Genomic DNA, 14,724 nt, shown 5'->3' with positions numbered 1-14,724 from the left:
TTTTCCGTTTTTGTATTCCTCGCGCCGGCGATGTCTGCTAAAATATACGGGCAACACGACTATTCACGCACATCGCTACTGGGGGGCTTCCGGCTTGTCGTCCGCACCGCTGTTTACCTTTCTTTCGCCGCCGCTGCCGTATTTCATCGAGTCCAATCGCGGAACGTATTCGAAAGGCGGCGAACATCCGAATCGCCGGAACATCGGCGTGTTTGACCTGCTGTTCGTTCACAGCGGCACGCTGCACATCGGCGAGGAGTCCAATACATGGGCGATCGGCCCCGGCCAGATGCTGATTCTTCGTCCGGACCTGTGGCATTACCCGACCAAGCCCTGCGAGGAGGAAACGGTGTTCGACTGGGTCCACTTCCAGACGGCCGGTCCTTGGGAGGAGCATGACGGGAACGGCTGCGGCTCGCTTCGGGGCGATTATTATTCCTACGCCATCCGGCTTCCAAAGACGATGACGGTGTCGTACCCGGAGGAAGCGATCTCGCTCTTCGGCAAGCTGCACGACGCGGCGCTCGGCACTTCGCATGCCGCCTTCTGGCAGCGCCAGCAGTGGTTCCTGCACCTGCTGCAGCTGTTCGACGAAGGCTGGCGGAGCGACGCGGCGAAAGCGCCGATCTCCGTCGCCGAGGAAGCGGCCGCCTACTTGAAAATGAATTTTCGCACGACCGTGACGAACAGCAAGCTCGGCGAGGTCATGGGGCTGCACCCCAACTACATCGCGCGCTGCATGGGCGAGGTGTTCGACTGCACGCCGCAGCAGTATTTGCTGGCGTACCGGATGGATCAGGCGAAGCTTATGCTGATGAAGACGAACTGGCCGATCTCGCGGATCGCCGACGAGACCGGTTTCAAGCAGACGCCGCATTTCTCCCGCTCGTTCGCGGAGCATGTCGGCATCACGCCGCTCTCGTACCGGAAGCGGTTCACCGGAACGTCGCTGTCCCGGGTGAACCGGCCGGACGAAGAAGGCGAATAGGCCGGGCGGTCCGCACGCGCGGACGCCGACGGCACAAGAAGCACGGACGCCTCGTCCGTGCTTCTTTGCGCTGCCTGGCGGCCGCCGGCGCACCTGACGTGCGCCGCCGAACGCGCATGCAAAAAGAGTCTCCCGTCCGTAAGCGGAGGGGCGACTCTTTTTGCGTTTATTCGGCAACGAGCGCTAGCAGCGGCACCGGCCATGCTCCGAACGCCGCCGCCAGCCCGTCCGGCTTACAGCGCCAGCGTCAAAATTTCCTTCACGTCCGCCTCGTTCAGCTTCTTGAAGCTGCCGATCGGCCCGAACAGCACCGCTTCCCGCGCCATGACGTCCAAGTTCTCTTCGCCGATGTCGTAGAAGGATAGCGTCGCCGGCGCGCCGATCCGGGTGAAGAACGCGCGCGTCGCGTTGATGCCGGCGAGCGCCATGTCTTCGTCGGACTTCCCGCCGCGCTCGATCCCCCAGACCCGTTCCGCGTACTGCACGAAGCGGTTGATCCGCGAATCGTACACGTAGCGCATCCAGTTCGGGAACACGATGGACAGGCCGGCGCCGTGCGGAATGTCGTAGATCGCGCTGATCTCGTGCTCGATGCCGTGGGAGGCCCAGTCATTGGCCATGCCGACGCTGATCAGGCCGCCGTTCAGCGCCATCGTGCCGCACAGCATGAGGTTGGCGCGCGCTGCGTAGTCGTCCGGCTTCTCGAGCGCCTTCTCGGCGTTCTCGATGACCGTGAGCAGAATCGATTCGCACAGCCGTTCCTGCAGCGGCACGTCCGTCGTCAGCGAGAAGTACTGCTCGAACACGTGCGACATGATGTCGACGACGCCGTTGACCGTCTGGTCGCGCGGCACGGTGAACGTCAGCGTTGGGTCAAGAATGGAGAAACGGGGGTAAGTATGGATGCTGCCGAACGCACGCTTCTGCTTCGTCTCCCAGTTCGACACGACGGCGCTGCCGTTCATCTCCGAGCCGGTGGCCGACAGTGTCAGGATGGAGCCCATCGGCAGCGCGTCCGCGATCGTCGCCTTGTGCATGAAGAAATCCCAGACGTCGCCGTCGTAGCGCGCGCCCGCCGCGATCGCCTTGGAAGCGTCCAGCACGCTGCCGCCGCCGACGGCAAGAATGAAATCGACGCCCTCGGCGCGGCACAGCTCGATCCCGCGGTTGACGGACGTCAGCCGCGGATTCGGCTCGATGCCGGATAATTCCACGACCTTGGCGCCGACGGACCGGAGCTGGTCCATGACTTCGTCATACAGGCCGGTTCTTTTTATGCTGCCGGATCCATATACAAGTAAAACCGTCTTCCCGAAAGGCGCGACCAGGCCGCTGAGCTGCGACACGGTTCCTTTGCCGAATACGATTTTGGTCGGATTCTGAAAAACGAAATTGTGCATGCTGCACCTCCAAAATATTATCGAACCTCTATATCTTAGCGATTCCAAAAACGCGAAGTCAAGCGGACGGGATACGGGGCGCGCGCCGGCCCGGAGCGGCGGAAGCCGGAACCCGCGAAAGGCGCTTGACGGGATGGCCGCGATCCTTTTATAATAGTTCATATACGAACAGTTCTTTGTCGAACTATGTAAAATCGGTGTCGAACGAAGGAGAGAGTGCGATTGGACTTTTCCGATCCGAAAGTAAAACAAGCCGCCGACGTGCTGCAATCGTTCATGGATGTGACACGGACGGCTTCGGAGTTTACCCGCCGCAACGCGGAGAGCCTCGGACTCACCCTGCAGGGCATGGCCGTCGTCAACACGCTGCACCGCGACCCGGGCCTGACGCTGAAGGAGCTGACCGAGCGGCTGCATGCCTCCAAGAGCACGCTCAGCGTCAGCGTCGAAGGGCTCGTGCAGGCAGGCGTCGCGGAACGGACGCAGGCGGAAGGGAACCGCCGGGAGATCAACGTCAGGCTGACGCCGAAGGGCGAGGAGCTCGCGCGGCGGTCGATCCGGCAGGCGTTCTCGTACCGGGCGATGGCGGCCGCGCTGGAGGGGATGGACGAGGGGCAGATCGGGGCGATGCTGGACGGGCACAGACGGATTTTGGACGCGCTCGAGGCGTACGAGATCGACATGGAACGGGTCTAACGGCATGGTTTTTTCAAACTACAAGAATTTTCTGAAAACAAGTGCCAAGAGCGGTTTGGGCGTGTATAATGGAACCATGGTCACACCACGTCAGCATTTTTGACAGAACCTTTACAAAGACGTTACATTAAGGGGGTGGATGGCACTATATGGCGAACGCGGCAACGATCGGAATCTCTTTGCGCGATTTGTATCTCTTCAATAATGGCGATCTCTATCACAGCTACCGCACATTCGGTGCGCATCCCATCCGTCTGGCCGACGAGCAGGGCGTACGCTTCACGGTATGGGCGCCGAACGCCCGAGCCGTGCGGGTCGCAGGCAGCTTCAACGGCTGGGACGGCAAGCGCCACGCGATGGAGCCGATCGGCGACACCGGCGTTTGGAGCCTCTTCGTTCCCAATTTGGGACCCGGTACGGTCTACAAGTACGAGATTCATACGCAGGACGGCGCGATACGGCTGAAGTCCGACCCCTACGCGTTCCAGGCCGAGCTGCGGCCGAACACCGCGTCGGTCGTAACCGAGGTGTTCGATTACGCGTGGAAGGACGCCGACTGGCAGAAGCGCAAGCAGGAGGTTAGTCCCTACCACGAAGCGATGCTCGTGTACGAGGTTCATTTGTCTTCCTGGCGCAGCTGGGGCAAGGAGCAGTTCTGGACGTACGAGGAGATCGCGGACGAACTTGTCGACTACGTGGCCGAAACGGGCTACACGCATATCGAGCTGCTTCCGGTTACCGAGCATCCCCTCGACATGTCCTGGGGCTACCAGGTCATCGGCTACTATTCCGCCACGAGCCGGTTCGGCACGCCGAAGCAGCTCATGTACCTGATCGACAAGTGCCATCAGAAAGGCATCGGCGTGATCCTGGATTGGGTGCCCGGCCATTTCTGCAAGGACGATCACGGGCTTCGCCTGTTCGACGGCACGCCGATCTACGAGGGCGCGGACGCGAAGCGGGCCGAGAAGCCGCTGTGGGGCACGCTGGCCTTCGATTTCGGCCGGACGGAAGTCCAGAGCTTCCTGATTTCGAACGCCATCTTCTGGATGGACGTTTACCATATCGACGGCCTTCGCGTGGACGCCGTCGCCAGCATGATCGACCTTCACTTCGACAAACCCCCCGAAATGTTCACGTTCAACGCCTTCGGCGGCAACGAGAACATCGACGCCATCCGCTTCCTGAAGCGGCTTAACGAAACGGTGTTTCGCTACTATCCCGACGCGCTCATGATCGCGGAGGATTCCTCTTCCTGGCCGGCCGTCACGTCCCCGACGTACATGGGCGGACTCGGCTTCAATTTCAAGTGGAACATGGGCTGGATGAACGACATGCTCCGCTATATGGCGCTCGATCCGCACGACCGGATGCGCCACCACAATTTGATCACCTTCTCACTGCTCTACGCATTCTCAGAAAATTACGTGCTGCCGCTGTCCCACGACGAAGTCGTGCACGGCAAACGGTCGCTGCTCAACAAAATGTCCGGCCCGTACGACCAGCGCTTCGCGCAGCTGCGGCTGTTCTACGGGTATTGGATGACGCATCCCGGCAAGAAGCTGCTCTTCATGGGCGGCGAATACGGCCAGTTCGACGAATGGAAGTACGATGAGGCGCTCGACTGGAAGCTGCTGCTGTACCCGAAGCACGCGGCCATGCACGCCTACGTCAAGGCGCTGAACCGGGCCTACGGCGAGGAGCCTTCGCTGTGGGAGCGGGACTGCGATCCCGGCGGCTTCGAGTGGATCGACGTCCACAACGCCGCCCAGAGCGTCATCGTGTTCATGCGGCGCGGGCACGCGGCGGACGACTTCTCGGTCGTCGTCTGCAACTTCTCGTCCAACCACTACCCCGAATTCCGCATCGGCGTTCCGGAGCCCGGTCCTTATCGGGCGGCTTTGCACAGTGAGGCGGCAGCTTTCGGCGGTGCCTTGGCGCACGCGCCGGAAGTCCTATACAGCTCCAAGACAGCCTGGCATGGAAGGCCGTGCAGCCTGCTGCTCGATCTTCCGCCGCTTTCGTTTCAATTGTTCGTGTTTGCCCCAGGGGAACATGGCCGCAGCGAACGCTTTTCCGCTTTGCATGGAAGGACGTAAGGCATAATTTGCGCTGCAGCGGGCAGCTGACAGCCGAGAAGGAGAAGGTGTCCATGGGCAGAAAAAGAATGATCGCCATGCTGCTAGCCGGGGGAGAGGGCAAGCGTCTCGGCGTGCTGACGAAAGATCTGGCCAAACCCGCGGTTCATTTCGGCGGGAAATACCGCATCATCGATTTCACGTTAAGCAACTGCGCGCATTCGGGCATCGACACGATCGGGGTGCTGACGCAGTACCAGCCGCTCGTGCTCAATACGTACCTGGGCATCGGCAGTCCGTGGGGATTGGACCGCCGCGACGGCGGCATGGCGATTCTCCCGCCGTACGTCAAGTCGAAGGGCGGCATGTGGTACAAGGGCACGGCGAACGCCATTTACCAGAACATGGGCTTCATCGACCGCTACGATCCGGATTACGTGCTCGTCATTTCCGGCGATCACATCTATAAGATGGATTACGACCTCATGCTGCGCGAGCACGAAGAGAAGGGCGCCGACGTGACGATCGCCTGCATCGAGGTCGCCTGGAAGGAAGCGAGCCGCTTCGGCATCATGCACGTGGACGACGACGGCGCGATCGTCAATTTCGAAGAGAAGCCGAAGGTGCCGACGAGCAATCTGGCGTCAATGGGCGTTTATATTTTTTCCTGGCCGGTGCTGCAGCAGTATCTGATCCGCGACGAAGCGAACAAGCATTCCGGCAACGACTTCGGCAAGGACATCATCCCGGCCATGCTGCACGACGGCGTGCGTCTGCAATCGTATACGTTCGGCGGCTATTGGAAGGATGTCGGCACGCTCGAGAGCCTGTGGGAAGCGAACATGGACCTATTGTCCGAGCAGCCGGCGCTCGATCTGCACGACCGCGACTGGCGGATCTATTCCGTCAATCCGAACCGTCCTGCGCATTACGCGGCGGCGACGGCCGAAATCGCCGACTCCCTCGTAACGGAAGGGTGCTTCGTCGAAGGCCTCGTCCAGCGCTCCGTGCTGTTCCACGGCGTGCAGTGCGCCGTCGGCAGCGAGATCCGCGAATCCGTCGTTATGCCGAACGTCAAGATCGGCAAAGGCGCCCGCATTTATAAATCCATCATCGGGGAAGGCGCGATCATCGCGGACGGGGCCGTCATCGGCAGCCCGGACGGCGAGAGCGTCACCGTCATCGCCAGCGACGAGTACGTCGCCGCCAACCATACACTGCAGGAGGTAGAGCACACATGAACTCCGCGATTCTGGGCGTCATCAACCTCATTCACGAATCGGACGAGATGGAAACGCTGACCGCTAGCCGCTGCCTGGCCACGGTGCCGTTCGGGGCACGCTTCCGGCTGATCGACTTCGCGCTGTCGAGCATGGTCAATTCCGGCATCAACAAGGTCGGCGTCTTCGCGCAGACGAAATACCGTTCGCTGATGGACCATCTCGGCTCCGGCAAGCATTGGGACCTGCATCACCGCCAGAGCGGATTGTTCATCATGCCGCCGGTGACGGACGACGTCAACGAGGTGCGGCGGGGCGATCTCTACCATTTCTACCAGCACCGCGATTTCTTCGCGCGCAGCACGCACGAATACGTGCTCATCACGCGCAGCCACATGATCTGCAACCTCGATTTCGAAGGGGTGCTGGCTTCGCATAAGGCGAGCGGCGCCGACATTACCGTCATCTGCAAGGAGCAGACGGAGCTGTTCGGCGGCCGGGCGCGCAAGGTGCAGGTCGACGAGCGGGGACGCGTCACGGCCATGCAGGATCATTTCGGCCGGCTCGAGAGCGACCTCGTCTCGATGGAGATGTACCTGATGCGCAAGGAGCTGCTGCTCGAGCTGGTCGACACGTCGCTGGCCCAGGGCCAGGACCATCTGGTCCGCCACGCGATCATGTCCCGCGTCGACAAGCTGCACATCCAATGCTACGCGTTCGAAGGCTACCTCGGCGTCGTCAACACGCTGAACAGCTACTACCAGAACAGCATGCAGCTGCTGCGGCCGGAAGTATGGAAGAGTCTGTTCTACGAGCCGGGTCCGGTCTTCACGAAGGTCAAGGACGAACCGCCGGCGCGCTACGCGGAAGGAGCGAAGGCGATCAATTCGCTTGTCGCGAACGGCTGCATCATCGAAGGCACGGTCATCAACAGCATTTTGTTCCGGGGCGTCCACGTCCGTAAAGGGGCGGTCGTGCGCAACAGCATCGTCATGCAGAACGGCGTCATCGGCGAGAACGGTTCCGTCAACCACGTCATTCTGGACAAAGATGTGACAGTGGGGCGCAGCCGCGAGCTGTACGGCGCGGAAGCGTCGCCGTTCATCGCGATGAAACGGAGAGTCATCTGATCCGACTCCGCAATAAACGGCTGCTTGGGCGAAACCAAGGCCGCATTCGAGGTGAAAGAAGCGATGAAAATCCTATTTGCTGCTTCCGAAGCGGTGCCGCTTGTCAAAACGGGCGGCCTCGCCGACGTGGCGGGCGCGCTGCCGAAAGCGCTCCGCGAGAAGGGGGCCGACGTCCGCGTCATCCTGCCCAAGTACGGGACGATTCCGCATGAGCTGGCGGAGAAGTTCGAACCCGTCGCGGCGTTCCAGGTACGCTTGGGCTGGCGGAGCCAGTACTGCGGCCTGCTCAAGGCCGAGCTTGACGGCGTCGTCTACTATTTGATCGACAACGAGCAGTACTTCAAGCGGAGCGGCTTGTACGGCTACGACGACGACGCGGAGCGGTTCGTCTTCTTCTGCCACGCCGTCGTCGAATCGCTGTTCCATTCCGATTTCGTGCCCGATATCATCCACTGCCATGACTGGCAGACCGGCCTGATTCCGTTCCTGCTGAAGACGCGCTACCGGTACGAGCCGGGCACCCGCGACATGAAGTCGGTCTATACCATTCATAATTTGCGTTACCAGGGCGTCTTCGGGCGCCAGCTGCTGATGGATCTGCTGGGCTCGGGCGAGGAGCTGTTCGGCTCGGAGGGCATCGATTTCTACGGGGCGGGCAACTGCATGCTCGGCGGCCTGCGGTACGCCGACAAGCTGACGACGGTCAGCCCGTCCTACGCGCAGGAGATTCAGACGGAATATTACGGCGAGAAGCTCGACGGCCTCCTGCGCTGGCGCGCGGGCGACCTGAGCGGCATCGTAAACGGCATCGACACGAGCCTGTTCGATCCGATGAACGATCCCGCGCTGGCCGTGCCGTACCGCGGCTCGCTGCTGCGCAAACGCAAGAACAAGCTGGCGCTTCAGCGCGAGCTCGGCTTGACGGAGTCCGAGGATACGCCGCTCATCGGCATCGTCTCGCGGCTGGTCAGCCAGAAGGGCCTCGATCTGATCGAGGCGGTGCTGGAGCAGATCCTGTCGGAGGACGTCCAGCTCGTCGTGCTCGGCTCCGGCGACTGGCACTACGAGCAGATGTTCCGCCGCGCGGAAGCGAACCGTCCCGGCCAGGTGGCGACCTGGTTCGGCTTCAACGACGGGCTGGCCCGCCGCATCTACGCGGGCAGCGACCTGTATCTGATGCCGTCGCAGTTCGAGCCGTGCGGGCTGAGCCAGCTGCTCGCGCTGCGCTACAAGTCCGTGCCGATCGTGCGGGAAACGGGCGGCCTGCGGGATACGGTCCGCTCGTACAACGAATACACCGGCGAAGGCAACGGCTTCAGCTTCACGAACTACAACGCGCACGACCTGCTCTATACGGTCCGGCGGGCCATCCGGCTGTACCGCGATCCGGAGACGTGGCAGCGCATCGTGACGAACGGCGCGAAGGACGATTATAGCTGGACCCGTTCGGCGAAGGCATATCTGGTGCTCTACGCGGCGATCGTTCCGCAGCGAGAGGAGCGTGCCGCATGGCCCGTCACCTCGTAATCGGGAACGGCAAAATATTGATGAATCTGGACCGCAACTGCTACATACGGGATATTTACTATCCGTTCGTGGGGCAGCTGAACCACGTCGGCGGCCAATATTGCCGGCTCGGGCTGTGGGCCGGCGGCCAGTTCTCGTGGCTGGAGGATCCGGAATGGCAGTTCAAGCTGTCGTACGTGGCGGATTCGCTCGTCACGAACGTCATCGCCCGCAACGACCGGCTCGGCATCGAGCTGCACATGAACGACGGCATCCACCAGCGCGAGAGCATTTACATCAAGCGCATCCTCGTCCGCAACCTGGGGACGGAGGCGCGGGAGTGCCGGCTGTTCTTCCACCACGACCTGATGATCGACGGCTCAGAGGTCGGCGATACGGCGGCGTATTATCCCGAGAACCATACGCTCTTTCATTACAAGCGCTCCTCGTACTTCATGTTCAACGGTTTCTCCGACGAAGGCGGCATGATGCAGTACACGACGGGCATCAAGCGGTTCCAATCCGCGGAGGGCACATGGCGCGACGCCGAGGACGGCAACCTGATGGGCAATTCCATCGCGCAGGGCTCGGTCGACAGCACGATCAGCTTCCGTACCGTCGTGCCGCCGGGAGGCGACCAGACGGTCTATTACTGGATGTCGATCGGCAAAAACCTCGAAGAGGTCAAGTCGCTCAACCAGTACGTCCAGGACAGCCATCCGGAGAAGCTGCTCAGCCGGATCGTCATTTACTGGAATCATTGGCTGCAGCGGGCGAAGCAGAACCTCGGCGACCTGCCGGCGGAGGTCATTAATCTATACCGCCTCAGCCTGCTGATCGTCCGGACGCAGACCGACGAGCGCGGCGCGATCATCGCCGCGAACGACACCGATATTTTGCAGTACAACCGCGACCATTACAGCTACATGTGGCCGCGGGACGGCGCGCTGATCGCGGACGCCATGTCGGCCGCCGGCTTCCAGAGCGTCATCGCGCCGTTCTTCCACTTCTGCGCGCAGGCGCTGTCGCCGGACGGCTATCTGTTCCATAAGTACAACCCGGACGGCACGGTCGGCTCCAGCTGGCATCCGTACATCGTTCAGGGCAGCCGGCGCCTGCCGATTCAGGAGGACGAAACCGCGCTCGTGCTGTTCGCGCTCTGGAAGGATTACACGCGCAACCAGGTCATCGAGCTGCCGCAGGCGCTCTATAACAATCTCATCCGCAAGGGCGCGCTGTTTCTGAGCCAGTACATCGAGCACGCGCTCTCCCTGCCGAAGCCGAGCTACGACCTGTGGGAGGAACGTTACGGCATCTGGACGTACACGGCGTCTTCCGTCTACGGGGGCCTGATGGCGGCGGCGTTCTTCACGGAGCTGTTCGGCGATTACGAGCGGAGCGATCATCTCCGCAACACCGCCGAGGGCATCAAGCAGGGCATCCTGACGCATCTGTGGGACGAAGAGGCGGGACGCTTCGCCCGGGGCTTGATCCAGAAGGACAATCGCTGGGTGAAGGACATGACGCTCGAAAGCAGCCTGTTCGGCATCTGGGAATTCGGCGTCCTCCCGGTCGAAGACGAGCGCGTCGTCAGCACGATGCGCGCGATCCGCGACGGGTTGACGGTCAAGACCCGCGTCGGCGGCGTGGCGCGGTACACGAACGACTACTACTTCCAGCAGTCGGGCGATATCGAGAACGTGCCCGGCAACCCGTGGGTCATCTGCACGCTGTGGGTCGCGAATTTCGAGATCGAGTCGGCGCAGTCGTTGGCCGACCTGGCCGCGCCGCGGGAGACGCTGGAGTGGGTCGTCGAGACGGCGCTGGCCAGCGGGGCGCTGCCCGAGCAGCTGCATCCGAACGACGGCAGCCCGCTGTCGGTCGCGCCGCTGACGTGGTCGCACGCGACGTACGTGCAGACGGTGACCCGCTATGCGGAGAAGTACGACGCGCTTGCGAAGGCGGGCGAAGGGGCGGACAGCGGCGCGGCGGCGGAATAGCGTGTCCGCCTGCGTGCAGATGCAGCGCCCGGCCAGCCGAAAATAGGCGCCGGCCCTCTTGCGCTTTCGCCACGACCTCCTTATAATAGGGAACCAAAGCTTCATACCCGGCGAGAACCAAAGACATGGTTCCCACCGGCGGGCTGCCCAGAGAGAGGGATGATTGCTGCGAATCCCTTCCGTCCCGCGGTGCGAATTACCACTTTGCAGCCGTCACGTTGAACCTGCCGACTCGGTGTCGCGGCTGTAAACGGAACCGGATCATCCCCGTTACCGGATGCCAATAAGGACCTTGTTTTCACCAGCGCGAGCGGCGCGGGGCAAGGTCGAATCAGGGTGGAACCACGAGCCGAACGCACTCGTCCCTTTCCGGGCGAGCTGCGTTTTTTTTGCGTTCACGCGGTTTGAAACGGCCCCTTCGCCTGGGAGGGACTCGCGTTTCGGCCGACCATCAACCGAACGGAGGAAGAAGGCTCATGGAACAGAAGATGATCGTGAAACTGGCGGACGGCTCGGAACGAAGCTGCGGGAAAGGAATCGCGGCCGCGACCCTCGCGGACGACATCGGTCCGTCGCTGCGCAAGAGCGCCGCCGCCGCTCGCGTCAACGGGCGGCTGGTCGATTTGAGTCACGCGCTGCTCGGCGACTGCGCGCTCGAATTCGTCCCGCTCGACAGCGAGGCGGGACTGGCGATTTACCGCCGGAGCGCGGCGATGCTAGCCGCGCAGGCCGTCAAGCGGGTGCTCGGCGCGGATAAGGTCCGGCTCGGCGAATGCCGCGAGACGGAAGACGGCTTCCGCTGCGACGTGCAGGCCGACGAGCCGCTGACGCCCGCTATCCTGCGCGCCGTCGAGAAGGAGATGGACGCGATCGCGCGCGAGAATCTGCCCATCGTCCGGCGGCCGCTCGGCCGGGACGAGGCGATTGCATCGTTCGAGCGCCGCGGCGAGCCGTTTCTGCTGGAGCGGCTTCGCGAGCTTCCGGAAGACGCGGACGCCGCGATTTACGAGCTGGGCGAATTCGCGGGCCTGTGCGACGGTCCGCTGCTGCCGTCGACGGGCCGCATCAAGGCGTTCAAGCTGCTCGGCGTCTCGGGCGCTTATTGGCGGGGCGCCGCGGACGGGGCGGTCCTCCAGCGCGTGCACGGCGCGGCGTTTCTGAAGAAATCGCGCCTAGACCGCCATCTGGCGCTGCTCGAGGAAGCGAAAAAGCGCGACCATCGCAAGCTCGGCCGGGAGCTCGAGCTCTTCCTGTTTTCCGAGGAAGCGCCCGGGATGCCGTTCTATCTGCCGAAGGGCATGGCCATCCGGACGGCGCTGGAAACTTTCTCGCGGTCGTTCTGGCGGAAGCGGGGCTACGAGGAGGTCCGCACGCCCCTCATGATGAACCGGCGGCTCTGGGAGCAATCCGGCCATTGGGACCATTATAAGGACAACATTTATTTCGCGAAGGTGGACGATGCGGAATACGCGCTGAAGCCGATGAACTGCCCGGGCCATATCCTGTTGTACGGCAGCCGGCGGCGTTCGTACCGCGAGCTGCCGATCCGCTACGCGGAGTTCGGCCAAGTGCACCGCCACGAATATTCCGGCGGGCTGAACGGGATGATGCGCGTGCGCACGTTCTGCCAGGACGACGCGCATCTGTTCGTCCGGCCCGACCAGCTCGAGCGGGAGATCGACAGCATCCTGGCGCTGATCGGCGAGATGTACGCGGCCTTCGGCTTCTCGTACCGGATCGAGCTGTCGACGAAGCCGGAGAGCGCCATGGGATCGGCGGAGCTGTGGGAACGGGCGGAACAGGCGCTCGAGCAGTCGCTGCGGCGCCGAGGCGACGACTACCGGCTGAACCCGGGGGACGGCGCCTTCTACGGACCGAAGATCGACTTTCACATCAGCGACGCGCTCGGCCGGAGCTGGCAGTGCGCGACGGTGCAGCTCGATTTTCAAATGCCGGAAAAATTCGACCTCTCGTACATCGGCGAAGACGGCGGGAAGCATCGGCCGGTGCTCATTCACCGGGCGGTGTTCGGCTCGCTCGACCGCTTCGTCGGCATCCTGACGGAGCATTACGCCGGAGCCTTTCCGCTCTGGCTCGCGCCCGTGCAGGCGGCGGTCATTCCGGTGTCCGAGGCGGACGGGGAATTGGCGCTGGCGCTTCGGGAGGCGCTGGAGGAAGCGGGACTGCGGGCGGAGGCGGACCTGCGGCAGGAGAAGCTGGGATACAAGGTCCGCGAGGCGCAGCTTGCGAAAGTGCCGTACACGCTGGTGCTCGGCGAGGCGGAGCGTGCGGGCGGCACCGTATCCGTCCGGCGCAGAGGCGAAGGCGAGGCCGTCGCGATGACGACGGCGGAGCTGATCGCGCGGCTGCGGGCGGAAGCGTCGGCGCGTGCCTGAAGACCGCACGCGAGTCCCGCTTGACGCAGCGCACCGCTAGGAGCGGGAAGAGAAGCTCCGGAAGCCGTTCGTCAGCCGGCGGTTCGAGATCGCAGGGATGCCGGATTCCGGGACGACGCACGAAGCCTCCGACTGCCGGCCAGGCCTCCGGCATTTGCCGGAGGCCTTCTTTGCCCGCTCGTCCATCCGCTCCAAATGGCAAACGGCCCTGCCAGGGGCAGGACCGTTCCGGGGATCGGTGGCGGTTAGCAAGCAGCTTAGAAGAATACACCGCGAAGAACGATTACGAGCAAAATATAGAGGACCAGGATTACGCCGATTGCCGTTCCGAATACCGGGCCGCAACCTACTCCGCCTACACCAGTCATGTATCCCACTGTTCATACCTCCTGAGTGGTTTGATTTGTGATGGTTCAGATCACATTGGTAATATATGATGGCGTGTCGGCAAAGATTGGACGTTTGACCGGGGTACATTCATAATTATGCATTCGCCTATTCGGATGTCCGCCCGATGAGCGCATAGGGTGCCATGGGGGCGCATTCGCCCGGTTCCGCCCAGCGGATCAAGGCCGGCTTCGCGTATTGGCGGATGTTGGAGATGCGCGATTCGGCCCGCATGTTCACCCCATTGCCCGTGAGTACCGTCGCGGAGCTGCTGACGGCGATGATCTCGATGCAGCCGACGCCGATGCGCGGGTCGCGGTTGACCGTCCGGACCTGGACGGGGTCCTTCGCGGCCTCGGCCAGAAACGGCGAGACCGGCGGTACGGGCCGGCTGAAAATAGTATAGGATTCGAAATAGACCCGGTTCGAGGACAGATGGTCCGATTCCCGCTGCACGGCGACGCCGCGGAGCTTGGCATTCACGTTCGCGCGGTCCCCGAACTGTATGATGGACGCGGTGCTGATGCTGTTCACGTAGACGCCTCCGACCTCTGACACGCGGACAGGGTAGTCCGCATGTTCACCGTCCGGCACGCCCAGAACGTCCGCGAACGGCAGCTTCCCGGGCCGGCGGACCTGCCGCTCGCCGCGATTCATCGGACATCTCCGAGCTTGCTGCGCGTCAGGCGTTCCTCCGCCTCCTGCTCCAGCGCGCCTTCGCCTTCGGCCTCCTCGGCGCCTTCCGGCTCCAGGAGCGGCGCGAACGGCCCGACGATAACCGATTCCGGCGGCGTATCGAACATCGAGACGAGCGAGATCGTCTCCGTGTCCCCGATTTGCAGGACGGAGGCGCTCGCGACGGCGGTCAATTGGATACTGCCGACCGCGAGCACGTGATTGACGACGTTAAGCTGCATGAACGT

General features: G+C 62.7%; 11 protein-coding genes. 8 read left to right on the top strand and 3 right to left on the bottom strand.

Features of this window, described 5'->3' with window-relative positions; genetic code table 11:
• Positions 1-94: 94 nt before the first annotated feature.
• Positions 95-988, top strand: a complete 894-nt coding sequence (locus ACFPB1_RS12095; protein ID WP_379225470.1) for a helix-turn-helix transcriptional regulator — start codon at positions 95-97, stop codon at positions 986-988.
• Positions 989-1,221: 233 nt separating this feature from the next.
• Here ACFPB1_RS12095 and ACFPB1_RS12090 read toward each other — a convergent pair whose 3' ends face one another.
• Entirely contained in the window at positions 1,222-2,388 is a 1,167-nt protein-coding gene (locus ACFPB1_RS12090; protein ID WP_379225468.1) for an iron-containing alcohol dehydrogenase, read from the bottom strand.
• A gap of 222 nt (positions 2,389-2,610) precedes the next feature.
• On the opposite strand from ACFPB1_RS12090, the gene ACFPB1_RS12085 reads away from it, so the two are divergent.
• The 7 genes from ACFPB1_RS12085 to thrS all read left to right on the top strand — a co-directional run bounded on the left by ACFPB1_RS12085 (position 2,611) and on the right by thrS (position 13,414).
• Complete coding sequence (locus ACFPB1_RS12085; protein WP_379225466.1) at positions 2,611-3,084, top strand: MarR family winged helix-turn-helix transcriptional regulator; 474 nt, start codon at positions 2,611-2,613, stop codon at positions 3,082-3,084.
• A 149-nt stretch (positions 3,085-3,233) separates the two neighbouring features.
• Positions 3,234-5,183 (top strand): 1,4-alpha-glucan branching protein GlgB, encoded by a 1,950-nt coding sequence (gene glgB / locus ACFPB1_RS12080; RefSeq protein ID WP_379225464.1) that lies wholly within the window; start codon positions 3,234-3,236, stop codon positions 5,181-5,183.
• Positions 5,184-5,236: 53 nt separating this feature from the next.
• Positions 5,237-6,403, top strand: a complete 1,167-nt coding sequence (locus ACFPB1_RS12075; RefSeq protein WP_379225462.1) for a glucose-1-phosphate adenylyltransferase — start codon at positions 5,237-5,239, stop codon at positions 6,401-6,403.
• On the top strand, positions 6,400-7,512 hold the full coding sequence (gene glgD / locus ACFPB1_RS12070; protein WP_379225460.1) for a glucose-1-phosphate adenylyltransferase subunit GlgD: 1,113 nt from the start codon (positions 6,400-6,402) through the stop codon (positions 7,510-7,512). The genes ACFPB1_RS12075 and glgD overlap by 4 nt, the downstream gene beginning before the upstream one ends.
• Positions 7,513-7,575: 63 nt before the next feature.
• The gene (gene glgA, locus ACFPB1_RS12065) at positions 7,576-9,039 is read left to right on the top strand and encodes a glycogen synthase GlgA (protein ID WP_379225458.1); all 1,464 of its coding nucleotides are present in this window, start codon (positions 7,576-7,578) and stop codon (positions 9,037-9,039) included.
• Entirely contained in the window at positions 9,021-11,018 is a 1,998-nt protein-coding gene (locus tag ACFPB1_RS12060) for a glycoside hydrolase family 15 protein (protein WP_379225455.1), read from the top strand. Before glgA ends, ACFPB1_RS12060 begins: the two co-directional genes overlap by 19 nt.
• Before the next feature lie 476 nt (positions 11,019-11,494).
• Entirely contained in the window at positions 11,495-13,414 is a 1,920-nt protein-coding gene (thrS, locus tag ACFPB1_RS12055) for a threonine--tRNA ligase (protein WP_379225453.1), read from the top strand.
• Positions 13,415-13,909: 495 nt separating this feature from the next.
• On the opposite strand, the gene ACFPB1_RS12045 is transcribed toward thrS, so the two are convergent.
• Both ACFPB1_RS12045 and ACFPB1_RS12040 read right to left on the bottom strand, forming a co-directional pair.
• Positions 13,910-14,458, bottom strand: a complete 549-nt coding sequence (locus ACFPB1_RS12045; RefSeq protein WP_379225449.1) for a spore germination protein GerPE — start codon at positions 14,456-14,458, stop codon at positions 13,910-13,912.
• Positions 14,455-14,718 (bottom strand): hypothetical protein, encoded by a 264-nt coding sequence (locus tag ACFPB1_RS12040; protein ID WP_379225447.1) that lies wholly within the window; start codon positions 14,716-14,718, stop codon positions 14,455-14,457. Before ACFPB1_RS12040 ends, ACFPB1_RS12045 begins: the two co-directional genes overlap by 4 nt.
• Positions 14,719-14,724: the final 6 nt, after the last annotated feature.

Origin of the sequence: Paenibacillus sp. GCM10023250, from assembly GCF_042653205.1 — a bacterium.
Lineage (GTDB): Bacteria > Bacillota > Bacilli > Paenibacillales > Paenibacillaceae > Paenibacillus_Z.
Note: the sequence above shows the minus strand (reverse complement) of the source record. Positions and strands in the feature narration are given on the sequence as shown.